The organism is Aeromonas sp. FDAARGOS 1409 (assembly GCF_019048705.1).
In the GTDB taxonomy this organism is placed as follows: Bacteria; Pseudomonadota; Gammaproteobacteria; order Enterobacterales; family Aeromonadaceae; genus Aeromonas; species Aeromonas sanarellii.
This window is the reverse complement of record NZ_CP077395.1, coordinates 3,108,519-3,133,180: the sequence shown is the minus strand read 5'-3', so window position 1 is coordinate 3,133,180 and position 24,662 is coordinate 3,108,519. Positions and strand designations below refer to the sequence as shown.

The following is a 24,662-nucleotide window of genomic DNA, read 5'->3' as shown; positions in this document are numbered from 1 at the left end:
TATTGTCTGACGTTCTGGCGGATTCAGAGCGCCAGCAGGGTAAGCAGGCCTCCCGGCAGCCGCTGCCAGCGCAGGGTGCAGCGCCAGCCGGCGGACAGGGTCGGAGTAAGAGGAGCCTTAAGCTCCAGGGTGAGGGTCTGTGCCGTCATCCCCAGCCAGCGGGCATCGAGAAAGTCGAAGTAGCGCCCCACCCTGGGATAGAGCGCCTTGAACAGACTCTCCTTGGCGGAAAACACCAGGGTCAGCCCTCTGGCCCTGTCCAGCCCGAGCGCGCGGGCCCCTGCCTCCAGCCGTCCCCACTCCTCCCCATCCATGATGCCGGGCCAGAGCTGCGCCCCTTGGTCGCCATCGAGCCAGGCCTCCAGATCCAGCCCTATTCCCTCCTGGCCCGGGCGCACCGCACACAGGGCCACCCCCTCTCCCGCCAGCCGGCTGTGGCTGATGCTCCCCTCCACCCCTTCAGGCCAGAGTGGCTCCCGGGCCGCTCCGATGGCCACGCTGCATCCTGCAAGACCGAAGGGACGCAGGGCCTCACGGGCTGCGAGACGCCCCGCCAGAAACTCCCCGAGGCGCTTGGGGGCAGCCCCCTGCAATGAAGCAGGCAGGATGATGCCCTGCGCCCCAAAGCACTCCGGCGAGAAGGCGGCGGGATCAAAACTGACCCGATGAAGAGGCAGCGTCTCCAGGCCCGGCAGGCACAAGGTATCGGATTGACGGACAAAGGATCCATCGAGTGAGGGACAACGAGGCAACATGAAAGGCTCCTGACAGGTGTCTGCGATGGTACCAAAGCAAGCCGAGGTCATGCCACAAATACAAATGACAACGCTTCTCACTTGCTTTGTGGTAGCATGTCCCCGCCCATTCGGGGCTGACCGGGCGGCTCTCAGGCACTTTCCACAGACTCCGGCCCACCGATTTCACCCATAAGGATGTCACCATGAAGATCTTCTCCCCGCTGGCCACCTTGCTGATGCTGGCCAGCCTGACGGGCTTCCAGGCCCAGGCGGGCAGCCGCCAGGTCATCGATGCCAACGGCCAGCCCCAGAGCGTCCCCGATGCGCCCCGGCGGGTCGTCGTGTTGAGCGAACTCGATCTCGACAGCGCCCTGACTCTGGGGGTGCAGCCGGTGGGCACCGTCAATGGACGCGGCCAGTCCACCCTGCCCCGCTATCTGCTGGACAAGGCGGGCAAGGAGATCGCCGTGGTCGGGGATCTGGACAACCCCAATCTGGAGACCCTCATCGATCTGGAGCCGGATCTCATCCTCACCGGCCAGACCAAGCCCGAGCTGCTGGCCCTGCTCAAGGAGATCGCCCCCACCGTCGTCACCGGCAACTGGGGCGAGCCCTGGAAAACCGTGTTCGGCCGCAGCGCCGACGCGATGAACCGGGGTGCCGAGGCCAAGGCCTTCCTCACCCGGTATGAGGCCCGCCTGGCAGAGGCCCGCAGCAAGCTCGCCCAACATCAGGGGGAGCAGATGAGCATAGTGCGCTGGAACCCCAAGGGGCCGAGCTACATGCATGGCGGCACCTTCGCCAGCAGCGTGGTCACCGAGATGGGGCTGGCTCGCCCTGCCCACCAGATCGGCGACAAGAGCCCCCACTCTCCGGCCCTGAGCCTTGAGTCCCTCAACCTGCTGGACGGTGACTGGCTGGTGGTCGGTACCCTCAGCACCAGCGGCGATGCGGTGGATGCCATGAGGCAGGCCGAGCAGACCCCGGCCTTCCAGCAGCTCGGCGCCATCAAGGGCAAGCGCTTCGGCGCCGTGGACGGGTCGCTCTGGACCTCCACCGGCGGCCCCCAGGCGGCCCTTCAGGTGATAGACGACGTCGAGCAGCTGCTGGCCAAACACGATGCGGCCCCCATCACCCAGTAAGCCCGTGTGATTGCAGCCCACAAAGAAGCCCGCATATGCGGGCTTCTTTTTTATTCATGGCTTTTGACGTCCAACTTATTCCGGCAAGGGCAGCGCCTTTCTGTCCAGCTTGCCGCTGCCGGTCTTGGGCAGGGCATCCAGCAGCATGAGCCGCGCCGGCACCATGTAGTGCGGCAGCGTCGCCTGCAGCCCCTTGCGCAGGGCCAGCCGGTTGAGGGTCACCCCGCTTTTCGCCTCCACGTAGCCCACCAGCATGGCCTCGTCCCCCTCGCCCACCAGACGCACCGCCGCCTCCTGCACCCCGGCCTGACGACGCAGTCCCGCCTCCACCTCGCCGAGCTCGATGCGAAAACCGCGCAGCTTGACCTGATCGTCGCGCCGTCCCAGATAGAGGAAGCTGTCCGCACCCAGCCGCCGTACCCGATCGCCGGTGCGATAGAGGCGATGGGTGGCAAGGCGCAGGAAGGCGGCGCTGGTCAAGGCCGGCTTGCGCCAGTACCCCTCGCACAGAGCCGGGCTCTCGATGCAGAGCTCGCCGCACTCCCCCTCTGCCACCGGCTTCCCCACCTCGTCCAGCACCCAGTGCCGATAGCCGGGCAGGCTGTGGCTGATGGTGATCTGGCCATCAGTCGGTGGCCAGCGCACCTCGCTCACCAGCGACCAGACGGTGGCCTCGGTCGGCCCGTAGCAGTTCCACAACCGCCGGGTGCGGGCACAGAGCTGCTCGGCCAGACCTGGGTCCAGCGCCTCACCGCCGCACAGGGCGGTGAGGATATTGCGCCCCTGCCAGCCGGCCTTGAGCAGCATGCGCCAGCAGGCCGGGGTGGCCTGCAGCCAGTTGATGGAGGGGTCGGCCTCGAGCAGCGCCATCATTCCCAGCGGATCCTTGTTGTGCTCGCCGCCGGCCACCGTCAGCCGACCACCGCCCCAGAGCGGCCCCAGCATCTCCAGCAACGAGATGTCGAAGGCCGGGGTGGTGATAAAGAGCCAGTGGCAGCTCGGTGAAAGCCCGAGCCGTTCGCGGATCCCGTCGAGGAAGCAGAGCAGGGCCCGCCGGCTGATGACCACCCCCTTGGGCTCGCCGGTGGAGCCCGAGGTGAACATCATGTAGGCGGCCAGGGCGTCATCCACCTGGGGCCAGGAGACGGCCCCTGCCGCTGCCGGCCCGTCGAGGGTGCGCAGCGGACAACCGAAGGCGGGGGCCGGCCTGTCGCCGTCGCAGATCACCGCCGACAGGCGCGCCTGGTGGGCGATCCCCTGCAGCCGCTCCACCGGAAAGTCCGGCTCAAGGGGCACGAAGGTGAGGCCGAGGCGCAGGCAGGCCAGCAGGCTGGCCACCAGATCGGGGCTGCGGGAGAGATAGAGGCCGACCCGCTCCCCTACCGCCAGCCCCTGCAATCGGGCGGCAATCTGGGCCACCCGATCATTGAGCGCGCCGTAGCTAAGCCACTGCTCATCTGATCCGCCCTCACTGATGCCCTCCCCACCCATACGGATGGCGGGGGCCAGCGGGGTAGCAGCGAGGCAAGCCGCCAGCCGCGCACCCAGGTTGGCCGCCCCCTCACGGGGGGCGGGCCGGGTTTGCACAAGTTGAGCCTCATGCTTGATGGTCACTGTCATAGCGCGGCCTCCGTTTGGCGCACCAGCCAGTGCCCATAGAGCCGGCTGGGGGATGGGTGGGCCTTGAGCATCTGCAGGGTCAGCGGCACCCGATCCTGTGCGAACGCCTCGTTGAGGGCCGCCAGCAGGGCGAGCTGCTGCACCGAATCCACCCCCAAATCCATCAAGGTTTGTTGCCAGATGCCGGGCACGCCGCACTGGCGCTCCCACAGGGCCACCAGCGCGCGGGCCTCGGCCGGCGGCTGAGCCAGACCGGGTTCATCAGCCTTGGTGGCGGCCACTTGCGCCCTCACAGGGAACGGCGCGGCCGCCGCCACTCTGGCCGGCTGGCTCAGGTCCGCCTGCGCCAGCCAGCCAAGCTCGGCCAGCCAGTCAGCCAGCACCGCCTCGGCCCGGGCCTCGGGGATCTGCTCGCCGTCAAACTCGAGGCGCAGCTGGAACGTCTCGCCCCGACTGCTGACCACGAGCGACAGAGGCAGCTCCACCTTCTCCACCACGGTGCCAAAGCGCGGCACCAGCTGGTGGGGTTCGGGGGCGGCAGGGGCCGCCGGCATGGGGTAGTTCTCGAACACGAACAGGCTCTGGAAGAGACGCGATCTACCTTTCGTCAGTGCCGCCAGCGACTGGGTGCCGTGCTCATTGAGTGCCATCAGGTCGGTCTGCAACTGGGCGATATGCTCGGCCAGGGTCAGCTCGGTGCACCACCCCAGCGCCAACGGCAGGCTGTTGATGTAGAGCCCGACGCTCGTGGTGATCCCCTCGATGGGATAGTCCCGGCCCGGGGTCACGTTGCCCACCAGGGTGACGGCATCGCCAGAGCGGCGAGCCAGCAGACGGTGCCAGGCATATTGGGCCAACAGGCCCGCAGTCACGCCAAGGTCGCGGGCACGATGGGCGAGCAAGGTCGCCACCTCGGCCGGCAGCGCCGTGGCGCACACCGCCGGTCGCTGCTGGGTATGGCGCCCGCTTGAGCGAGCGTCCAGCGTCACCCCGAACAGGCAGGCGAGATCGTTGGGCTTGGCCAAGAGCTCGCCCCGCCCCTGCCAGTAGGCGTCGGCGCTGCGGGTTCGGCTGGCGATATGGCGGCCAAACTCGAGCCAGGCGGTATCCGGCTCGCCCTGCGGCAACAGGCCGTTCATCAGCGCCTGATAGCCGCGATGCAAGGAACCCAGCAACACGGGGCCGCTCCAGCCATCCAGCACGCCGTGATGGGCGCTGAAGATCACTTTGTGGTGATCGGGGGCCAATTTGAAACAGGCAAGGCGCAGCAGGGGCGCCTGCTCGAGCGGGATCGGGCGGGCCAGATCCTGCTCACGGTAGGCCTGGACCCGTGCCTCTGCATTTCCCACCTCGGACAAGTCCTCATAGTGGAATGGCAACTCGGCGCACTTCAAGATGCGCTGCAGCGCGACCCCATCCGCCAGCACCAGCTCGCTGCGAAGGGCCTGCCAGCGGGCGATCTGCCCCTGCCAGGCCTGACGGTAGACCGCCACGTCCAGCGGCTGGTGATAGTCCATCTCGGTCTGCAGGTGATAGGCGTGATCCCGGGGCAGCAACGCCCTGTGATGGAACATGCTCTGCTGAAGCGAGGTCATGGGCAGCAGGGTCTCCACCTCGCGTCCGCTCAGCACCCCATCGAGCGCGGCTTGCGAGAGGCCAAGCCCCGGGAAGTCGCTCGGGGTATGGCGCGGGGCCTTCACTGTGCAGCAGTGCTCCACCAGCGCCGTCAGATTGTCCGCCAGCCGCGCCATCAGGGCGTCGCTCGCCTGCTGATTGAGGGCGCCCACCTGGCGCAGGGTGAGGCGGCCATCAAACACGCCACCGTGCAGACTGACCAGCTCCCGCGGCAGGTTGTCAGGGGACGTGGGTGCCCCCGGCGCCACGGGCAGGGGTTGCCAGGCTTGAGCGGCCTCGCCCTGATGGCTGACCCCCAGGTAGTTGAAGACCACCAGGGCCTGGGGCAGCTCAGCACCACGGGGGTGGTGCAGCCGCAGGGCGTTGAAGCCCACCCCCTTGTCCGGCACGGCGCGCAGCTGCTCCTTGGTGGCGCACACCAGTGCATCCCACGCCCCGGCATCCGCCAGCGCCAGCGGGTAGGTGCTGGTGAACCAGCCCAGGGTACGGCTCACGTCCAGTTCAGCATCGATGGCCTCACGGCCGTGTCCTTCCAGCATCACGCAGTGACGGCTGCCGTAACCCTGCTCGCTCAGGGTACGAGTCAGTGCCGCCAGCAGCAGGTCGGGCACCCGGGTGAAGTAGGCCTGGTTGGCGGTGTCGATGAGACGGGCCGTGGTCTCCTGACTCAGTTGCAGCAGGCTGGCGGCGGCGCGGCCATCGGCGGCGCGTCGCTCCTCCAGCAAGCCTAGCTTGCTGGCCTCCCCCTGAGCCAGCCAGAAGCCAAGCTGCTCCTCTTCTCGCTTGGCGTAGGCCGCGAGCCCCTCGCCCCACTGGCGATAGCTGCTGCCCTTGGCGGGCAGTGGCTCGCCCCTGCTCACCCGTGCCAGATCCTCGGCCAGGATGCGCCAGGAGACCGCATCGATGACCAGGTGATGGAAGGCGAGGAAGAGCCCCTCCACCGTCTCGCCCTCGCGCGCCCCCTCGAGGGAGAGATTGCGCAGGCGGGCCCAGGCCAAAGTGTGGCCGCTGGCAGGGTCGAGATCCCCCTGCAGCTCGGTCAGGCGGGCCTGCAGCTCTGCCTCATCGAGATTGGCGGCATCCAGGGTCGGCAACGGCGGCAATGGCAGTTCGGCCAGGTAGCGTTGGCCGGTCGGGGTCACCGCCAGGCGCAGCGCATCGTGGTGCTGGCGCAACGCATTCAGCCAGCCGCGCAGGGCCTCGTCGTCCACCCCGGCCGGCAGGCGCAGTATCACCCCCTGATTCCAGTGACCGGGCCTGGCAAAGCCCTGCTCGAAGAACCAGTGCTGGATGGGGTGGAGCGGGAACTCACCGGTCAGGCTGCCCTGCTCGCTTCTGTGGCTGACCGCCTGCTGCTGGCCGAGCTGGCGGCAGAGGCGGCGCACCGTCTTGGCTTCGAACACGTCCTTCACGCTGCAGTGCAGCCCCGCATCCCGCAACCGGGTGGTGAGCTGGATGCTGAGGATGGAGTCACCGCCCAGACGGAAGAAGTCATCCTCCACCCCGAGCGGTTGCTTGAGCACCCCTTGCCAGATGGCGAGCACGGTCTGCTCCAATTCGTTTTGCGGCTCGACCTTGCTCTGCTGCCAGACGATGGCGGGCAGGCGGCGCAAATCCAGCTTGCCGTTGGGGGTGAGCGGCATCTCGGGCAGCCAGCAGAGGCGCGCCGGCACCATGTATTCGGGCAGGCACTCGCCGGCACGCTGCAGCAGGGCATCGCCGTCGGGCTCCCTGGCCCCGGCCTGCAAACAGGCGTAAGCGAGCAGACGCCCCTCCTGCACCACCACCTTGATCTGGCGGATAACCGGGCACAATTCGGCAAGCCGGGTCTCTATCTCACCCGGCTCGATGCGATAGCCGCGCAGCTTGATCTGCTCGTCTATCCGGCCCAGATACTGGATGTTGCCGTCGCGGCGCAGCAGGGCCCGATCGCCGGTGCGATAGAGGCGATGGGTACGTTCCTCATTCGTTGCATCAAAGGCCAGCTCGATAAAGGCCTCCTGGGTACGCTGTGGCAGATTGAGGTAGCCGCGGGCCAGCCCCAGCCCTGCCAGGCAGAGCTCGCCGGGCACCCCCACCGGGCAGAGGTTGCCCGCCTCGTCCAGGATCAGCGCCTTCAGGTGGTTGACGGGGCGACCTATGGTGATGGGCGTCCCCGGGGTGAGCCGCGCGCAGAGCGCGGTGACGGTGCACTCGGTCGGGCCGTACATGTTGAACAGCGCCACCCGCTCTCCCCAACGCTCCACCAGGCTGCTCGGGCACGCCTCGCCGCCAAAGCCGATGGCCTTGAGGGAACCGAGATCCGTCGGTGGCAATAGATTCGCCAACAGTGCCGTGGGCAGGATCATGTGGCTGGCACCGCAAGCGATCGCGGCACTGATCACCCCCTCGCCCGGCACGCCGAAGTGCAGGGCCGCGCCGCAGTACAGGGGCAGCAAGCTGGTCATGTTGCCCGCATCAAACGAGAGGGACATGCAGTTGAACATGGCGCCACCCTTCCCAAGGTCGATGCGCTCACCGTGATCCGCCATCAGGTTGACCAGGCTGCCCTGCTCCACCATGACCCCCTTGGGTAGGCCGGTGCTGCCGGAGGTGTAGATGATCTGGGCCAGCATGGCGGCGTCCCGGGGCAGTACGGGCGTGCTGGTTGGCATCTTGTCCAGCGCCAGCCCGTGCAGATCGTGATATTCGGCAGTCGTGCCCGCCAGCGCCTCGCCAAGCCGCGGGTCCGGCACGCCCCCCAACACCAGGCTGATGGATGCATCGCCCAGGATATGGGCCAGCCGCTCGGCGGGATAGGCAGGGTCGAGGGGCACATAAGCCGCCCCCGCCTTCCAGCAGGCGAGCAGGGCAACCACGAAGGCGACATCGCGTCTGGCCTGGATGCCGATGGCGGCGCCCGGGGTGATCCCCTGAGCCTGCAGCCAGTGGGCCAGCCGGTTGGCGCGCGCCTCCAGCTCGCCATAGGTCAACGATTGCGCGCCGTCGCTGACCGCTAGCGCGTCCGGCAACTGAATAGCCCGCCGCTCGATATGGCAGAGCAGGGTGTCACGGCTCGGGTAGTCCGGCGGCAGGTCGGCAAGCTGTGCCGCGAGCGCCGCCTGGTCGGTGCCCGCCTCCAGCGGCAACTGCCAGATGTCGGTCTCGGGGGCCGCCACCACGGCGCGCATCAGGTGCAGCAGGCGATCGGCAAGAGCCTGGATGGTTTCTCGCTCGAACAGGGCGGTGGCAAACAGCCAGTCTACCCTGACGGAGTCCATCAGCTCGGTCACCTTGACCGAGATGTCGGTCTTGGCCGGCAGCACCGGCGAGGTCTCCTCCACCAGCTGGCAGCCGGGGATGAGATCGTTGAAGTCCACCTTGGCCTGATAGACCAGCATGATCTGGAAGATGGGGTTGATGGCGGTGGTGCGATCGGCACCGATGGCCTCGGCCAGCGCCTCGAAGCGGTAGAGCTGGTGATCGAAGGCCGCCAGATCCTCCTCCCGGCACTGCTGCAGATAGTCGACAAAGCTGGGCTTGCCGCTGAGTTGAGTGCGCAGCACCAGGGTGTTGACGAAAAAGCCCACCAGCGACTCGATCTCGTGGCGCTCGCGATAGGCGAGCGGGGTGCCGATCACCACCTCCTTCTCGCCGCTCTGGCGCACCATCAGCAATGCAAACAGGGCGTGCAGACCGATGAAGTTGGAGGTGCTGTGGCGCTGGCAGAGGCGCTTGAAGCTCTCCCACAGCGTGTTGTCGATGGTGGAGAAGACCAGCTCGCCGCCGCTGGCCTGATGGGCCGGGCGCGGCTTGTCGAGCGGCAGACCGTGCACCTCCGGGCTGCCACCGAGCCGGTCGACCCAGAACGGCTTAAACTCGGCGTGATAATCGAGGAAACGCGGTGAGTTGAACCAGCGGGCATAGTCGATGTAGGTGAGCGGCAGCTCGCTCACCTGCAGGGGTTCGCGGTTCTGATGGGCAAGAAAGGCACGCTTGAGATCCGCGAACATGTTCTTGACCGACCAGCCGTCGGAGATGATGTGGTGCTGGGTGATCAGCAGCACGTGCTCGCGGCTGCCGAGCCGGATCAGGTGCACCCGGCTGAGATCCCCCTGGGTCAGGGAGAAGGGGCGCCCGATCTCCTCGCGCACCCGGCGGGCCACATAGGCCTCGCGCTCGGCAGCGGGCTCTGCGCTCACGTCCTCAATCTGCAACTTGAAGGGCGTGTGGGGCAGGATCTCCTGCGCCCCCCTGCCCGCCTCGTCCTTGATGAAGCGGGTACGCATGCTGGGGTGGCGGGCAAACAGGTGGTCGAAGGCAAACTCCAGCGCCGCCGTGTCCAGCTCGCCGCTCACTCTGAAGTAGACCGGCATATTGTAGAGGTGGGAGGCCTCTTCGTACTGCTCGATAAACCAGAGCCCGCTCTGGGACGACGAGAGCGGCCCCTGCCGGGCGCCCTCGGCGACAATGGGTGCCTCGAAGGCGGCACGGGCCGCCAGGCAGCGCACCAGTTCATCCTTGTGGGCCTTGATGGTGGCGCCGATGGCCGGCGTCACCGCCTCCTTGCTTGACTGGGAGATAAGCTGGCCCTTGTCGTTCAGCGCCAGCTTGACCCCCTGCCGTTCCAGCTGTTTCAACAGCAAAATCATATTGTTCATCTGTTTCTCAAGCCTCAGGCACTCAGGGTGGCGCCGCCGTCGACGACCAGATCCTGCAGCGTGATGTGGCTGGCCAGATCCGAGGCCAGGAAGAGGACGGTATGGGCGATCTCCGCCGGGGTGGCCACCTTGCGCAGGGGGATGCCGAGCTTGAACTGCTCCGGCAACCCGGCAATGGTGCGGGCCATGGCCTCCTCGCTTGGCAGCATGCCGCGCAGCATGGGGGTATCCGTCGAGCCCGGCGACACCAGGTTGGCGCGCACGCCGAAGGAGGCCAGCTCCAACCCCACCGTCTGGGTCAGGCTGGTGACGGCCGCCTTGGAGGCGCAGTAGGCCGCCATCTGCATGCGCGGCACATGGGCGGCGTTGGAGCCGATGGTGACGATGGCACCGCGCCGCTGCTCCTTGAAGTGAGGCACCAGAGCCCGCAGCAGATAGAAGACGCCGCTTGCGTTGACCGTCATGCAGTCGTGCCAGTCGTCATCGCTCAGGGCGTCGGTGGGGCCGAGGCGCAGCACTCCGGCCCCGTTCACCAGCACATCGAGCCCGCCGTCTGCCAGCAGCGCTGCGCAGCAGGCGTTGACCGCCTTCGAGTCGCCAATATCGAGCAGCCGGGTGGCATAGGGGTAGTCGGCTTCGGGAAACGCCAGATCCAGCCCCACCACACAGGCGCCGGCTGCCACGAACTGCGTCGCCACCTCGCGGCCAATGCCGCGCCCGGCTCCGGTCACCCAGACCCGCTTGCCAGTGAAATCAAAGGCCATTGCTTGTTGCTCCTTGCTCATCACCACACCATCTCCACGCTCTCTTCGTCCTCGGCAAGCAGGCCGTCGAGGAAGCGGCAGAAGTCGTCAAGGCGCGGGTGATCGAACACGTCGGAGACCTTGACCTGCACCCCGAACTCGGCGCCGAGCCGGTTGACGATCTGGATGGTCTGCAGGGACTGGCCCCCCAGCTCGAAGAAGTTGTCGGCGGGCGCCATGGTGGCGAGCCCCAGGATCTGCTGCCAGATGGCGCCGACCCGGTTCTCGGTCTCGCTGCCCAGGGTCAGGGCTTCGCCGCCCGCTTGGTAGGCGGCCAGCAGAGCCTTGCGATCCAGCTTGTTGGAGCCGGTGCGGGGCAGCTGGTCATAGTGGCGATAGTCGGTGGGGATCATGGCGGCAGGCAGCACCCTGGCCAGCTGCGCCTTGATGACCCGGCTGTCGCGCTCCGGCCCCGCCACGAAGGCCACCAGCCGGCGCACACTGCCGATGCTCACTCCCTGCACGCAGGCCTCGTCCACCCCCGGCAGGGCCAGCAGCTGGGCCTCCACCTCGCCGGGCTGGATGCGATAGCCGCTGATCTTGAACTCGTTGTCGCGCCGGCCGAGGTAGACCAGACGACCGGCCACCAGGCGCACCCGATCGCCGGTGCGATAGACGGGCATCTGCTTCGCACCGACACGCAGGGTATCGAAGCTCCCTTGCACGCCCCCCACGTAACCGTTGGCCAGTTGTGGGCCGAGCAGCACCAGCTCCCCCTCGCTGGCGGGTTGCTCCCCCGCCCCGAGGATGAGCGCCTGCATGCCGGGCAGCGGCAGGCCGATGGGCAACTGGGCCTGGCTCGGATCTTCCTGCTGCAGCTCCTGGGTGGTCACCACCACTGTGGTCTCGGTGGGGCCGTAGGTGTTGAACAGGCGCACATCGGAGCGGCCCTGGCGCTGCCACTGGGCCAGCTGCTCGGGATAGACCGCCTCGCCGCCGATGATGACGGTGGCCAGATTGGCAGGTATGTGGGCCTGACCCGCCGTCAGCGCCACTACCCATTCGTTCCAGAACGCGGTGGGCAGGTCGAGGTGAGTGATCCCCATCTGCTCCACCCCGGCCGCAAAGGCGGGCATGGATTCGAGCAGGGCGTCGGTGCGCAGCACCAGGGTGGCGCCGGCGCTCAAGGTGGCGAACACCTCTTCTATGCTGGCGTCGAAGTTGAAGGGGGCGAATTGCAGCATCCGCGCCTCTTCATCCAGGTGATAGCGGCAGCGGGCGGCGGCGGCGAAATGATCCAGCGCGCCGTGGCTCACCGCCACCCCCTTGGGCAGGCCGGTCGAGCCCGAGGTGAACATCAGGTAGGCGACGGCGCGACCGGCGGCCGGCTGGTTGAGCCGATCGCCGCTTACCAGATCCCCCGCCAGCAGCGTGCGTCCCTCAAACAGGCTGACCAGTTTGTGGCGGTACTCGGCCTGGGTGATCAGGGTCTTGACCTCCCCCAGCCGCAGAATATGGCCCTGGCGCTCCAGCGGCTGCTCGGGATCGAGGGGCACATAGACGGCGCCCGCCAGCAGCACCGCCAGCTGGGCGAAGATGGCCTGGGGGGTGCGGGCCAGCATGACCCCCACCTTGTCGCCGGGGGCGACGCCTTCGGCCTGCAAGGCGGCCGCCATCTGTTCGGCTCTGGCCAGCAGCGCCTCGTAGCTGAAGCGGGCCTCTCCCTGCGCCGTGCGCTGAATCAAGGCAATCTTGTCCGGGGTCTGGGCGGCGAAGTGGCAGAGCGCCTCCAGCACAGGCCGCGTCTTGATCACTTCATGGGTGGGGCCGGCGATCAGGGCCCTGGCCCGCTGCTCGGCCAGCCAGTCGGCCTTGAGCGTCCCCAGGGTCTGGGCGGGCTCGGACAGCCAGCGTCCCAGCAGGGCAAACAGGGTATCGGCGATGGCTGCCAGATCCGCCTGACAGTAGCAGCCGGGGTTGGCGTCCAGATCCAGTCTGGGCTGACCATCGACGCCGACCTGCACCTCGATGGTGAGCTCCTCCACCGGGCCGGCACTGATGTTGAGAATATGGGCAGATAACGGCCCGAAGCGGCGAGCGTGATCGAACGGCATGATGTTGACCAGCGGGCCGAACAGCCGCTTGTCGCCCCCCACCAGGCCAAGGTCGCGGCGCAGCAGTTCGTAGCGGTAGTGCTGATGTTTGCGCACCCCGCGCTTGGCCTTGGCCACGGCGCCGGCAGCCCCCGCCAGATCCAGTTCTTCACCCAGTGTCAGCGCCAGCGGGGTAATGTTCATCTGCATGCAGGGCACGGTCAGCGATGCCGAGCCGATGCGGTTCATCATCATCAGGCCGAGCAGGGTCTTATCCTGGCCGCTCGACAGCGACAGTTGGGCAGAGAGGCCGGCCAGCAGCAGATCGGGCCAGCCCAGCTTGTGCTCGTCGGCAAAGCCGGTCAGGGACTGCCACAGCGCCGCCGGCAGCGGGCGGCTCTCGCGGATAAATTCGGCGGCAATCGGGGCACGGGTCTCGCCAAAGGACTTCACCTCGGGCCAGCCTTGCAGCTGCTCCTGCCAGAAGGTGCGGGCGGCGGCGTTCTTGCCGCTCTGCTCGCGGCTCGCCTCTTCGGCCAGCACCTCCGCCAAAGAACCGAAGGGGGATGGGGAGTTCATCTCACCGGCCAGCCCCTCTGCATACAGCTCGGCGATGCGCTGGAACAGCAAGGTGGTGCCAAAGCCATCGAGGGCGATGTGGTGCACGCAGCTGTAGAGATAATCGCGGCCGGGGCCGCGCAGCAGGGCGAAGCGGCAGGGCGCCTCTTGGGTCAGCTCGAACGGGCGGCGCAGATCGGCCCAGGCCCAGGCGCGGGCCAGCATCTCGTCATCGCGCTCGAGGGAGACCTCTTCATAGGCCAGGGGCAGCTCATGCGAGACGAAGCAGACCGCCTCGCCATCCTGTTCGAAGTGGCCCTTGAGCGCCTCGCACTCCCCCACCGCCTTGGCAAGGGCCGCGGCCAGCACGGCCGCCTCGACCTTGCCATCGAAGGCGATGCACTCGGCGGTGTTGAACATCGCGTTGTCGTCGTTGAGCAGATGTCCGGACCAGAGCCCCTGCTGGGGGATGGTCAAGGGGAAGCGGTTCATGGGGTCACCTCCAGCGCCTGGGCTGCCAGCCTGGCCTCGATGAGGCGCCACCAGCCGTTGAGGGTCGGCAGCTTGGCGAGCTCCACGAAGCCGAGCTCCACCCCGGCGGCGCGCCACTCGGTGAGCAGGGCCATGATCCGCACCGAGTCCAGGCCGTAGTCGATGAGGTTCTCGTCGGGATCAAACTCCCCTTCGTCCTCGTCGATATGACTCAGCAGCCGCGCCTTGAGCCCCTCATACGTCAGCAACGGATTGGCGGACAACGAATTGGGCTGGGCGGTAGAAGCCGGGGCGAGGGCCAGTACCTCCTCGCAGCGGATCACCTTGCCGCAGCGGGTCGCCACGTAGTCGAGCGCCATCTGGTGGTCGGCCAGGGAGAAGTCTGCCACCCCGTCCGCCAGGAAGAAGGGTTGGATGTCGCGCATGAAGGCGTCGCAGGCGGTCATCATGCAGCCGATGTGGCCGTAGATGCCGCCGATGATCAGCTGATCCCGCCCCAGCGCTTTGAGCATCTGCTCCAGCTCGGAGCGCTGGAAGGCGCTGTAGCGCCACTTGACCAACACAATATCGTCACGCTCCGGGCGTAGTGCGGCCACCACCTGTTGCAACTCGGGGCTCTTGTTGAGACCCGGGCCCCACATGTCATTGAGCAGGGCGCGATCTTCAGGGGATTGGTCCTTGGGCTGGGCGGTGTAGAAGACCGGGATGCCGAGGGCCTTGCACTGCTTGCGCACGGCGGCCAGGCGCTCGGTGAGGGCAGCAATCAACAGGCTATTTTCGCCATAGAAGGCGGTGAAGTACTCCTGCATGTCGTGGATCAGCAGGGCGGCGCGTTTGGGCTCCAGGGTCCAGTCGACCTTGTTGGCCTTCCACTGGCTGGGCATGGCGTAATTGTTCAGGGTTGGGATAGCCATAACGTCATGATTCCTTACTAGTTTTTATGCTGTAGAGGCTGGTTGGCGGCGATGGCGTGCGCAATGCGCGCCCGCAGCCCCTGCTTGTCAATCTTGCCCACCGCCGTCATGGGCAGGGCGTCCAGAGTTTCGAAACGGTCGGGCAGCTTGAAGTCCGCCACCCCGCGCTCGCGCAGAAACTTGCGCAAGGCCAGCGGCTTCAAGGCGGGATCCGTGCTGACGATAAAGGCGCAGCTCTTCTCCCCCATGGCGCTGTCAGGCATGGAGACCAGGGCCGCATGGGTGATGGCAGGGTGGTGCAGCAGCTGGTTTTCCACCTCTTCCGCCGCGATCTTCTCGCCGCCCCGGTTGATCTGATCCTTCTGCCGCCCCACCACGGTGAGGTAACCATCGGCATCCTGTACCACCAGATCGCCGGAGCAGTAGAAACCCTCGGCATCGAACACCCGGGCGTTGTGGGCCGGGCTCTGGTAGTAGCCGCGGAAGGTATAGGGGCCGCGGGTGTGCAGGGCGCCAGGCTCGCCGGGGGCAACCGGATTGCCCGCCTCATCGAGGATGCGCACCTCGTCGTCCGGGCTCATGGGGCGGCCCTGGGTGTGAATGACCTTCTCGTCGGGATCAGAGAGCCGGGTGTAGTTGACCAGCCCTTCCGCCATACCGAACACCTGCTGCAGCCGGCAGCCGAGCAGCGGCCCAATCTTGCTGGCCACCGCCTCCCCCAGCTTGGCGCCGCCCACTTGCAGCAAGTCGAGGCTCTCGAGCTGAGTGCGCGCTGTGGGATCCGCTTCCGCTGCCTGCAGCCAGAGGGAGACCGCCGGCGGCACCAGCGAGGTGAGATTGACCCGGTGGCGGGCGATCAGCGGGAAGCAGCTGATGGGGCTGGGATCGGGTGCGAGCACCACGGTGCCACCCACCTCGAACACCCCGAGGGCGCCAGGGGAGCTCAGGGGGAAGTTGTGGGGCGCCGGCAGGGCGCACAGATAGCGGGTATGGGGGCCGAGGCCGCAAATTTCGTTGCTGCGGCGCACGCTGTACAGGTAGTCATCGTGGGTGCGGGGGATGAGCTTGGGGGTGCCGGTGCTGCCACCGGAGAGCTGGAAGAAGGCCACCTCGTTCGCCGGGGTCGGGGCAAAGGAGACGGACGGGGAGCCCCCCTCATCCCCCTCGCCGAACCAACGGGTCAGCCCCAGCGCCCCTGCGTCACCATCCAGCAGCACCAACTCGGCGCCGATGCTTGCCAGCAGCTCGCTCTCGCGCCCCTTGCTCGCAAACAGTGGATGGGTCAGCGAGCCGATAAAGAGGCTCGGTGTGATCTGCTCGGCATAAGAGAGGAGTTCCAGCCGGTTGTGGCTAAAGAGCGCGTTGACCGGCGCAATACCGGCCTTGAGCAGGGCGAAGAACACCAGATAGAACTCGGCCACATTGGGGAGCTGCACCAGTGCGGTGTCCCCCACCCCCAGGCCGTGGCGGGCCAGATTTGCGGCCAGCCGGCTCGAGGCGGCGTCCAGCTCACGATAACTGAAGCGCCGCTCGCCGCAGAGGATGGCCTCGGCGTCGGGGGCCAGCTCGCACTGACGTGCCAGCATGGCGGTCAGCGGCTCGCCGCGCCAATAGCCCTTGGCGCGGTACAGCTGGGCCAACTCTTCGGGCCAGCGGGTATAGGGCAGGAAGCGGTTGGTATCGCTCATTGCGCCACCTCCAAATCCAGGCCCAGTGCCTTGAGCATGGTGCCCAGCTTGGTGCCGGTCTCGGCCCACTCCATGGCGGGATCCGAGCCCGCGACGATACCGGCGCCAGCAAACAGCTCCACCTGATGGCCATCGAGCACGCCGCAGCGGATCACCACGGCCCACTCGCCGTTGCCCTGGCTGTCGCACCAACCGACGATGCCGCTGAACAGGGCGCGCCGGAAGGGCTCCTGCTCGCGGATGAACTGGCGGGCCAGATCAGTGGGATAGCCGCACAGGGCCGGGGTGGGATGCAGCTGGCAGGCAAGTGACAGTACCGATGCCTCGCCGCCATTGAGCCGCCCGGCGATGGGGGTGCCCAGATGCCAGAGGGTATCCGTGCTCATCAGCGAGGGATGAGCGGGGATCGCCAGCTCGCGGCAGTGGGGGGTCAGCACCCGGCGGATCTCGTCGATCACGAGGCGGTGTTCATGCTGATCCTTGCGAGAAGCCAGCAGATCCCGGGCCACCATCTCGTCTTGCGCCGGTTCGCTCGCCCGTCTGGCGGAGCCCGCCAACGGATGGGTGAACACCTCTCCCCCGCTGACCCGCAGCAGCAGCTCGGGGCTTGCGCCCAGCAGGCGGCGGTCCTGGCCGAGCGGCAGGGAGAAGTGGAAGGCATGGGGGTTCTGGGCCATCAAACGGGCCATCACCTGCTTAGGGTCGGCGGGCTGGTGCAGGGTAAGGGTGAGTTTGCGCGACAGCACCACCTTGGCGAGCCGGCCTTGTGCAAACGCATCCAGCGCCGCACTGACCGAGGCCTGAAATTCGCTGGCCGGCGGCGTACTCTGCACCGAGATGACCCGGTTGGCCTCGACGGCATGCTCAGCCTCTGTCACCGATGCCGGCTCTGTCGAGGCCAGTTTCTCGCCCCACTTATAGCGGCCGGGCACATAGAGGCAGGAGGCCTCCGCCGGGTCGAACGCGAAGGCACCGATCAGCAGAGGATTGGCCTGGCCAGCGGCGCTGGCCGCCGCCAGCGCATCGGCAATCTGTTGCTCCAGCATGGGCCATTCACAGGCGGGGGTGGTGATAGGCTGGCCCAGGTCAGTGGCACTGAGCGTGCCCTGACCCGAGGTAAACAAGAATTCGGGCGAAGACGCAGCCTGGGCAGGTGCGCTATTTTCCATCACAAGAGTATCCACGTTACACCCTCAAATATGATTCAAAATGATAATGATTATCAATTTGTATTTGTGCGGCGGTAAAATACTCGCTTTGAAATCACGGGGTCAATGGGATTTTAAGTCGATAAAACAGGACCTTGTCTGTGGATATTCCCTTGAGGGCGCCACGGCTGGCCCGCTGGTGGCGAGCAACAAAACCTACTCGAATGAAAACGGACTGCCATCCCCATATGGGGGATGCGACAGAAACGGGAGAAAAGCCCCCCACTGGCGGCCAACCCGCTTTGCCCCTAAGATGGCGCCATCTGTTGTTGCCACCCATTTGATGGAACTTTCCCATGTTGAAACACCTGCTACTGCTCCCCTTCGCCCTGCTGCTGGCCGCCTGCTCCCTCACTCAGTACAGCGTCAGCGAGGGCGAGATCAACCAATACCTCAAAGAGCGAGTCGCCTTCGAGAAACAGCTGGGGATCCCCGGCATCATGTCGAGCAAGATCCGCCTCGATGACATGCAGAGCCGTATCGGTCGCAGCCAGGCCGACAAGGTCGAACTGGACGCCGCCGGCGATCTGCAGGTGGCGAGCCCCCTGGGCAGTCAGCAGATGAAGATCCGCCTCTCCCTGCGCGCACGCCCGGACTATGTGGCCGAGCAGGGCGCCATCTACCTGCGCGATCTGGAGCTGCTCTCGGTCAAGACAGAGCCGGCCGACGTGGGTGCCGCCCTCACCCCGCTGCTGCCCACCTTCAACCAGTCCCTCTCCCTCTTCCTCTCCCAGACCCCGGTCTATCGGCTCGATGGTAACCGCCAGAGCGAGGCGCGTATCAAGGACAAGGTCGAGGCCCTCAAGGTGGAGCCGGGTCGCCTGGTGATCCCCTTCAAGCTGATGTAACGCTTATCGCCGCGCTTCTCTCCACAACGTTCGGAAGCGCGGTATTTCACTTCTCAAGCCCGCCCTTTTGCCCCATAATGCACACCATTCTCATTTAGATTCATGAGAAGCGTCATAATAAAATCAAATATATGGGTGAAAAGGACATGAGAAAAACCGTACTGGTGCAGGCGATCGCCTGTGCGTTGCTCAGCAGTGCCGCGCACGCTGCCGTCAAGGTGGAAGACAAGACCTTCAACACCGCCGCCAACATGCTGGCCTACACCGAATTCGAGCTCTCCGGCGAGCCGCTGGCCGAGGCCCTCGGCCTGGATCTGGACGTGCTGGACGCCAACCGCGCCGATGAGCCCACCCCGTTCGACTTCGCCGCCGGCATCGAATCCTACGAATACTCCGAAGAGGCCATGTACGCCCTCAACTACCAGTCCGGCATGGGCCCCCACCTGGTGAACGGACCGCAGAACCTGGCCCGTGGCGGCACCCTGGCCGACCTGGGCAAGCGGGTACTGGCCATGGCCGAGGCCGTCGGCTTCCCGGCCGATGAAATCCCCCAGGGCATGTATCCCCTCTCCCTGCCCTACGCCTCCGCCAACCCGGAGTTCGCCCAGGCCGTGAACGCCGCCCCGGTCAATGGCGACCAGATCACCATCAAGACCGCCAAGGGCAACGAGAAGAGCGTCAAGACCCAGGTGCCGGCTTACTTCCGCGACTATGCCACCCTGCGCTGGAGCGGCAGTGACAACCTGCTGGTGCCGGCGGCCGTGGGCGGCATACTGCTCAAGGAGGTGATGTGGTCCCAGGACTTCCTCGGCGGCATGCACGTGGCCGAGAGCGATGAAGAGGTGGAAGCCGCCTCCGCCACCATGGATCAAGACGGCAAGCACAAGCTGGGGGTCTCTGCCGCCGACGGCTTCAACGGCATGATGCTGACCGAGCAGTCCATCGACAAGCTGGCCATCCTGCAAGACCAGCTCGGCTTCGACGGCAAGACTCTGGGCGCCAAGATCACCCCGCAGTACGATCCGGCCAAGGGAGTGGTCTACTTCCCCCATCAGGTGAAAGTGACCGAGACCAGCAAGAACGACGCGGGCGCCATCGGCAAGCTGGAGGTGGTGGACGGCTCCGCCCAACTGCGCGACGCCTGGATGCTGCTGTGGCCGCTCTCCGAGTTCTACGCCTTCAGCGATCAGCGCACGGCCAACACCAATCAGAACCCGGCCTTCCACGCCGTGTTCGACGGTGCCCCGTTCGCCGCCGCGCCGGCCGCCAACCAGGCCAATGATCTGGGCAAGGCGGTGGCGGGCAGCGATGCCTTCTCCCTGGCCCTGAACCTCTCCAACCTCACCTTCAAGAACCTCGATGCCCTGCACTTCAATGCCAAGGCCGGCACCCTGGTCGACAGCTGGCAGGCAGGCAAGCAGAGCAAGCACGTCACCACTTTTGACGCCGCCTACGCCCTGGTCGCCCTGCAGATCTTCCAGCGCGCCCAGGATGCCCTGCCGGTCGGCTACGCCGCCGGTGACAACGGCGAGCTGAACCTGAAAACTGCCCAGGGCCAGCAGGCGCTCGCGCTGGTGCGCAAGCAGGCCGATTTCATCCTCGCCAACCTCAAGGGCAAGAACGGCCTGGTACACGACGGTCTGACCCTGGGTGGCCAGCTTGATGCGGGCCAGTCCATCGAGGCGCAGTTTGCCGCCATCCGCGGCCTGACCGCCGCCTTCCTGGCCACCTCGGATGCCAAGTATCGCACCGCGGCCCGCGAGCTGTTCATCGCCACCGACAAGGCCTACTTCAATGCCAAGGCCGGTACCTGGCTCGCCGGCACGCAGGGCGAATACACCCCCTGGACCCAGGCCGCCATCTCCGGCGCCCTGCGCTCCGCCATGCTGAACCTGCGCAACGAAGGGGCCGAGAAGGCGCCCGAGCTGGAGCTCGCCAAGCTGACCCGGCAGTATGTCAGCTGGTTCCGTGGCACCAATAACGGCGGCATGCAGATGGCCGAATGGGTCGGCGACTCCGGCGAGAACGTCATCGACGGCGCAGGCCATGACACCGACGAAGACGGCGTCCCCCAGGTGACCGCCGCCGGTGGCAAGCACGGCACCGCCATGGTGATGGCCGGCAAGGCCCTGATCACCGAAAAATAATCAGCCACCGGCTGAACAAGCAAAGGGAGCCATAGCGGCTCCCTTTTTACTTGTGGCGTCTGGCAATGGCGTCACCCCAGTTTGGCCAGCATCTCCTTGGTCACCAGCACTATGCCCTGCTCGGAGCGGTAGAAGCGGCGGACATCCTCGTCCGCATTCTCCCCCACCACCAGGCCGTCGGGCAGCTTGCAGCCCTTGTCCACCACCACCCGGCGCAACCGGCAGCCGGCCCCGATCTCGACACCGGGGAAGATCACCGCCTGATCTAGGGTGCAGAAGGAGTGCACCCGCACATTGCTGAAGAGCACCGAGTTGAGCACGAAGGAGCCGCTGACGATGGATCCCCCCGCAAACATGGAGTTGATGGTCATGCCGTGCTGGCCGTTTCTGTCCTGCACGAACTTGGCGGGCGGCGACATGTTCTGGCTGGTCCAGATGGGCCAGTTTTCGTCATAGATGTCGAGCTCGGGCACCACGGAGGCGAGATCCATGTTCGCCTCCCAGAAGGAGTCCAGGGTGCCCACGTCGCGCCAGTAGGGTTTTTGTCCCTCTCTGGCCCCGACGCAGGACATGGTGAACGGGTGGGCAAACGCCTTGCCCTCCCCCACGATGCGCGGGATCACGTCCATGCCGAAGTCATGCTTGGACTCCTGGTTGTGGATGTCCTCCTCCAGCAGCTGATAGAGGTACTCCGCATCGAAGATATAGATCCCCATGGAGGCCAGGGAGACCTGGTCATTCCCCGGCATGGCGGGCGGGTTGGCGGGTTTCTCCACGAAGGCGCGGATCTTGCGCTGCTCGTCGATGTCCATCACCCCGAAGGCGGACGCCTCCGCGCGCGGCACCTCGATGCAGGCCACCGTCACCTTGGCACCGAGGCGCACGTGATCGAGCAGCATGGCGGCATAGTCCATCTTGTAGATATGGTCACCCGCCAGCACCACTATGTATTTGGGGCCGTAGTCGCGGATGATGTCCACGTTCTGGTAGATGGCGTCCGCGGTGCCGCGATACCAGTGCACCTCGTCCACCCGTTGCTGGGCGGGCAGCAGATCGATGAACTCGTTCATCTGGTAGCGCAGGAAGGACCACCCCGATTGCAGGTGGCGCAGCAGGCTGTGGGACTTGTACTGGGTCACCACACCCACCCGGCGGATGCCGGAGTTGATGCAGTTGGAGAGCACGAAGTCGATGATGCGGAATTTGCCGCCAAAATGGACGGCGGGCTTGGCGCGGTTGTCGGTCAACTGCTTCAGGCGGCTGCCCCGTCCCCCTGCGAGCACCAAGGCCATACTCTGATTCAATAGTTGCCGTGCTTTGGCTGTGTCTACGGGTTCTAGCAACATATCTACCTCTGCTCTGTTGGGGCTGTTTTCAACCCATCTTCGCCTTTTTTACAGACTGTGAAAGTGTTTTCACTCACATTTAGTTGCATTCCGCCGGCGCTTTATCATGGAGTTGCGTGAGTACTCATGTATTGCGCCTGCGACTTGGTTAGAATTTCTACATCACGAACATCATCAAGGATGGAACGATGTTGAACAAAGATGAGGGGAACCTGCTGCTGGTCAGCGCGCTGGTCTGCATTCCCATGCTGCTGCTGCAGGGGATCCTGCTCGCCCCCCCCGCCTCGCCGCTCACCCTGCTGCTGGTCATGACGACCACCCTGACGGGTTTTGCCCTGCTGCTCTTTCTCACCCACAGCGTGCGTCGGGGGGAACGGGCGAGGCAGGAGCAGCGCTGGCTGCAGGCGCTGCAGCAGCGCGACCCCGCCATGCTGGACAGCGTAGAGGCACAGACGGCACTGCGCCAGTTGCTCGCCTCCTTCAATGAGGCCGAACTCGACGCCCATCGCCAGATCACCGAGCTGCACAACCAGGCGACCCGGGACGAGATGACGGGCCTGCACAACCGCCATGCCTTCAGGCGCGATCTCACCGAGCTGTTGCAGCAGGAGAACACCCAGACCGCCATCCTGGTGCTGATCCGCGCCACCGAGCTCGGCAAGCTCAACGCCCAGCGCGGTTTCCAGTCCGGCGATGCCTACATCCGGGACATCGCCGCCCTCATCAGCCACACGGTGAGCCGCTTCCCCGGCCACCAGGTCTATCGCATCTCGGGCGCCGACTTTGCGGTCCTGATGCCCCCCCTGGCCCAGATCCCCCCGCACCTGCTGGGACGGGATCTGAAACTCGCCTTCGATCGCTACCAGCACGACCATGAGCTGGAGAGCGCCGCCTACTCGGGCATGACCCGGCTCAGCAGCGAGCAGAAGATAGAGGCCATCCTGGCCAGGGCGGATCTGGCACTGGCGCGGGCCCAGACGGAGGCAGTCAACGGCTGGGCCATCCAGCAGAGCGACGAGGTGGTCGAAATTCAGGGGCAACGCCACTGGACCCAGGTATTGACCGAGCTGCTGGAGCAGGAGAGCGTCAGCTTCACCAGCCAGTCCATCCAGCCCCTGCATCGCGGCATGCTGGCCTATCACGAGATCTACCCCCGTTTTTGCAGCAGCGACGGCACCGTGCTGCCAAGCGACACCCTGCTCGCCATGGCGCAGCGGCTGGACATGGTGCTGCGCCTGGCCCAGATGGTGATCCGTCACGTCATCCGCCAGTACAGGGCGTTCGGCAACCACAGCAGCCGCTGGGGCCTCAACCTGCCGGGTAGCCTGCTGCAAAACAGCGCCTTCCTCATCTGGCTCGACCATCAGCTGCAAAAGGATCCTGACATCGGGGCCAACCTGGTGTTCGAGCTCGACGAGGAACACCTGGAGCGCAATCTGACGGGGGCCAAGCGGCTGTTCGAGCTGCTCAGGCGCCACGGCAGCCGCTCGGCCATCTGCAACTTCGGCAAGGGGATCGGCTCCTTCAGCCTGTTTCGCGAGCTCAAGCCCGACTACATCAAGCTGGATCCCGGCCTCATCACCGAGCTGGAGCAGGATCTCACCAACCAGCAGTTCGTGCGGATGATAGTCGACGTCTCCCATCGCATGGGTTGCCTGGTGATTGCGGAGGGGGTGGAGCAGATAGGACAGAAGCAGATGCTGCAGAGCATGTACGTGGACGGCCTGCAGGGCTATCTGATCGCCCGACCCCAGGAGCTGGGGCCGGAGATGGGTCAGCAGGGGATCTTCACGGAGAGCGTTTCAGCTTCAACAGGGTCAGAATGATGTCGTTGAGCTGGCGATAGCGCTCCAGCTCCTTCTGGTCGTAACGGGTCGCCAGCATGGTCGGGTTGTGGCGATGCTTGAGGTAACGGTTGATCTGCAGACGGTTGAACCCGGCCACCTTGTAGACTTGGCCGAGCAGGGCATTGAGTTCGTCGTCCGCGAGTCCGGCCCGGGCCAGGTAATCGTCCTGGGAGGGGCTCTCCAGCCGGCAACTCTGCTTGTCGAGATGGCCGCGCTCCTGCAGGTAGGCGAGCCACTGCTCCACATAAAGCGGCTTGCAGCCCCCCAGCAGGTTGAAGTAACCCACCGCATCGCAGCGACAGCCGGTCAGCAGCACCAGGGCCAGCTCGTCGCTGTCGCACTGGAAGCTCACCGGGCCGCTCTGGCCCCAGTCCAGCGCCTGCACCCGGATCTGCGCCTGCGCCCCCGCTCGTGTGGTCACGTCAAAGACAAACATGTCATCTCCCGATCGGCAAAGGGATCATGATGACCCATCGGGGGAGCGGGTGCAAAGCCAAAACGCCTTTTCAGCCGGGTTCAGGGCCCAGCATAAAAAAACCGGTCCCTCGCGGGAACCGGTTTCTGGGGATGGACAGGGCTGTCGCCGGGGCGGACTCAGGCGTCCAGCTCGACCAGCGCCTTGGCCAGCTCGATGGGCTCGAGCTCCTGGCCTTCCAGATCGGCGTTCCAGTTCGGGCCGACCAGCACGTCGTCCTCGTCCAGATCGTTGATCCAGATGTCGAGAAACTCTTCCAGCTCGATCACCTCGGGCTCGTAATCCGCCCACTCGTCCACGCAGTGCAGACGGGCATCGGCCTCCGCGGACCAGAGCGGCATAACGTCGGCGTCCTCGAACTCGGCGGAGCGGCACACCACCCAGTCTTCACCGTAGCGCAGACCCCACACCTGACCCGACTCGCGGACTTCTTCGATGAACAGCTGGAAATTGGCGTCAAGATTGTCAGTTAGTTTGCTCATGGGGTCTCTCTCTTGCAAAGCAATGGCAGGCAGTCGGCCAGGGCTGG

At 65.9% G+C, this 24,662-nt stretch carries 15 protein-coding genes; 4 read left to right on the top strand and 11 right to left on the bottom strand.

Annotation, left to right across the window (positions count from 1 at the left end; all coding sequences use genetic code 11):
• Window positions 1-23 precede the first annotated feature (23 nt).
• A complete protein-coding gene (locus tag I6L39_RS14805; protein WP_216990078.1) occupies window positions 24-755 on the bottom strand; it encodes a 4'-phosphopantetheinyl transferase in 732 nt (243 codons plus the stop codon).
• Window positions 756-940: 185 nt separating this feature from the next.
• Between I6L39_RS14805 and I6L39_RS14800 the strand changes: the two genes are divergently transcribed.
• Window positions 941-1,879 carry an iron-siderophore ABC transporter substrate-binding protein gene (locus tag I6L39_RS14800; protein ID WP_216990077.1) on the top strand — a complete coding sequence of 313 codons (939 nt, stop codon included), beginning with the start codon at window positions 941-943 and terminating at the stop codon, window positions 1,877-1,879.
• A 75-nt stretch (window positions 1,880-1,954) separates the two neighbouring features.
• Here the strand turns inward: I6L39_RS14800 and amoH are convergent, their stop codons facing one another.
• Genes amoH through amoC form a run of 7 tightly spaced genes read right to left on the bottom strand, consistent with a single transcriptional unit; the run spans window position 1,955 to window position 17,446 of the window.
• Window positions 1,955-3,499 (bottom strand): amonabactin biosynthesis glycine adenylation protein AmoH, encoded by a 1,545-nt coding sequence (gene amoH, locus I6L39_RS14795; protein ID WP_216990076.1) that lies wholly within the window; start codon window positions 3,497-3,499, stop codon window positions 1,955-1,957.
• Window positions 3,496-9,774 (bottom strand): amonabactin biosynthesis non-ribosomal peptide synthetase AmoG, encoded by a 6,279-nt coding sequence (gene amoG / locus I6L39_RS14790; protein ID WP_216990075.1) that lies wholly within the window; start codon window positions 9,772-9,774, stop codon window positions 3,496-3,498. The genes amoH and amoG overlap by 4 nt, the downstream gene beginning before the upstream one ends.
• A gap of 14 nt (window positions 9,775-9,788) precedes the next feature.
• Complete coding sequence (gene amoA, locus I6L39_RS14785; RefSeq protein WP_216990074.1) at window positions 9,789-10,538, bottom strand: amonabactin biosynthesis protein AmoA; 750 nt, start codon at window positions 10,536-10,538, stop codon at window positions 9,789-9,791.
• Window positions 10,539-10,558: 20 nt separating this feature from the next.
• Window positions 10,559-13,660, bottom strand: coding sequence for an amonabactin biosynthesis non-ribosomal peptide synthetase AmoF (gene amoF / locus I6L39_RS14780; protein WP_216990073.1), 3,102 nt, complete (start codon window positions 13,658-13,660; stop codon window positions 10,559-10,561).
• The gene (gene amoB / locus I6L39_RS14775) at window positions 13,657-14,574 is read right to left on the bottom strand and encodes an amonabactin biosynthesis bifunctional protein AmoB (RefSeq protein WP_216990072.1); all 918 of its coding nucleotides are present in this window, start codon (window positions 14,572-14,574) and stop codon (window positions 13,657-13,659) included. The genes amoF and amoB overlap by 4 nt, the downstream gene beginning before the upstream one ends.
• A 17-nt stretch (window positions 14,575-14,591) precedes the next feature.
• A complete protein-coding gene (locus tag I6L39_RS14770) occupies window positions 14,592-16,262 on the bottom strand; it encodes a (2,3-dihydroxybenzoyl)adenylate synthase (RefSeq protein WP_216990071.1) in 1,671 nt (556 codons plus the stop codon).
• Entirely contained in the window at window positions 16,259-17,446 is a 1,188-nt protein-coding gene (gene amoC / locus I6L39_RS14765) for an amonabactin biosynthesis isochorismate synthase AmoC (RefSeq protein WP_216990070.1), read from the bottom strand. The genes I6L39_RS14770 and amoC overlap by 4 nt, the downstream gene beginning before the upstream one ends.
• A 320-nt stretch (window positions 17,447-17,766) precedes the next feature.
• Here amoC and I6L39_RS14760 point away from each other — a divergent pair, with 320 nt between their 5' ends.
• Window positions 17,767-18,318, top strand: coding sequence for a lipoprotein (locus I6L39_RS14760; RefSeq protein WP_216990069.1), 552 nt, complete (start codon window positions 17,767-17,769; stop codon window positions 18,316-18,318).
• 146 nt (window positions 18,319-18,464) lie between these two features.
• Window positions 18,465-20,465, top strand: coding sequence for a hypothetical protein (locus I6L39_RS14755; RefSeq protein WP_216990068.1), 2,001 nt, complete (start codon window positions 18,465-18,467; stop codon window positions 20,463-20,465).
• 71 nt (window positions 20,466-20,536) lie between these two features.
• Here I6L39_RS14755 and glgC read toward each other — a convergent pair whose 3' ends face one another.
• The gene (gene glgC, locus I6L39_RS14750) at window positions 20,537-21,811 is read right to left on the bottom strand and encodes a glucose-1-phosphate adenylyltransferase (RefSeq protein ID WP_042075322.1); all 1,275 of its coding nucleotides are present in this window, start codon (window positions 21,809-21,811) and stop codon (window positions 20,537-20,539) included.
• A 188-nt stretch (window positions 21,812-21,999) separates the two neighbouring features.
• Between glgC and I6L39_RS14745 the strand changes: the two genes are divergently transcribed.
• Window positions 22,000-23,637, top strand: a complete 1,638-nt coding sequence (locus tag I6L39_RS14745; RefSeq protein WP_209791900.1) for an EAL domain-containing protein — start codon at window positions 22,000-22,002, stop codon at window positions 23,635-23,637.
• On the opposite strand, the gene I6L39_RS14740 is transcribed toward I6L39_RS14745, so the two are convergent.
• Window positions 23,600-24,094: a hypothetical protein gene (locus I6L39_RS14740; RefSeq protein WP_216990067.1), complete on the bottom strand. Its 495-nt coding sequence runs from the start codon at window positions 24,092-24,094 to the stop codon at window positions 23,600-23,602. The genes I6L39_RS14745 and I6L39_RS14740 overlap by 38 nt on opposite strands.
• Before the next feature lie 158 nt (window positions 24,095-24,252).
• Window positions 24,253-24,615, bottom strand: a complete 363-nt coding sequence (locus tag I6L39_RS14735) for a DUF2750 domain-containing protein (RefSeq protein ID WP_042075319.1) — start codon at window positions 24,613-24,615, stop codon at window positions 24,253-24,255.
• Between the last annotated feature and the right edge of the window lie 47 nt (window positions 24,616-24,662).

Excerpts from the sequence above, each read along its gene's own strand:
- I6L39_RS14760 (WP_216990069.1), top strand. The coding sequence starts at position 17,767 with ATGTTGAAACACCTGCTACTGCTCCCCTTCGCCCTGCTGCTGGCCGCC.
- amoA (WP_216990074.1), bottom strand. The coding sequence starts at position 10,538 with ATGGCCTTTGATTTCACTGGCAAGCGGGTCTGGGTGACCGGAGCCGGG.
- amoB (WP_216990072.1), bottom strand. The coding sequence starts at position 14,574 with ATGGCTATCCCAACCCTGAACAATTACGCCATGCCCAGCCAGTGGAAG.
- amoF (WP_216990073.1), bottom strand. The coding sequence starts at position 13,660 with ATGAACCGCTTCCCCTTGACCATCCCCCAGCAGGGGCTCTGGTCCGGA.
- I6L39_RS14770 (WP_216990071.1), bottom strand. The coding sequence starts at position 16,262 with ATGAGCGATACCAACCGCTTCCTGCCCTATACCCGCTGGCCCGAAGAG.
- glgC (WP_042075322.1), bottom strand. The coding sequence starts at position 21,811 with ATGTTGCTAGAACCCGTAGACACAGCCAAAGCACGGCAACTATTGAAT.
- I6L39_RS14735 (WP_042075319.1), bottom strand. The coding sequence starts at position 24,615 with ATGAGCAAACTAACTGACAATCTTGACGCCAATTTCCAGCTGTTCATC.
- I6L39_RS14800 (WP_216990077.1), top strand. The coding sequence starts at position 941 with ATGAAGATCTTCTCCCCGCTGGCCACCTTGCTGATGCTGGCCAGCCTG.
- I6L39_RS14755 (WP_216990068.1), top strand. The coding sequence starts at position 18,465 with ATGAGAAAAACCGTACTGGTGCAGGCGATCGCCTGTGCGTTGCTCAGC.
- I6L39_RS14745 (WP_209791900.1), top strand. The coding sequence starts at position 22,000 with ATGTTGAACAAAGATGAGGGGAACCTGCTGCTGGTCAGCGCGCTGGTC.
- I6L39_RS14740 (WP_216990067.1), bottom strand. The coding sequence starts at position 24,094 with ATGTTTGTCTTTGACGTGACCACACGAGCGGGGGCGCAGGCGCAGATC.
- amoH (WP_216990076.1), bottom strand. The coding sequence starts at position 3,499 with ATGACAGTGACCATCAAGCATGAGGCTCAACTTGTGCAAACCCGGCCC.
- amoG (WP_216990075.1), bottom strand. The coding sequence starts at position 9,774 with ATGAACAATATGATTTTGCTGTTGAAACAGCTGGAACGGCAGGGGGTC.
- I6L39_RS14805 (WP_216990078.1), bottom strand. The coding sequence starts at position 755 with ATGTTGCCTCGTTGTCCCTCACTCGATGGATCCTTTGTCCGTCAATCC.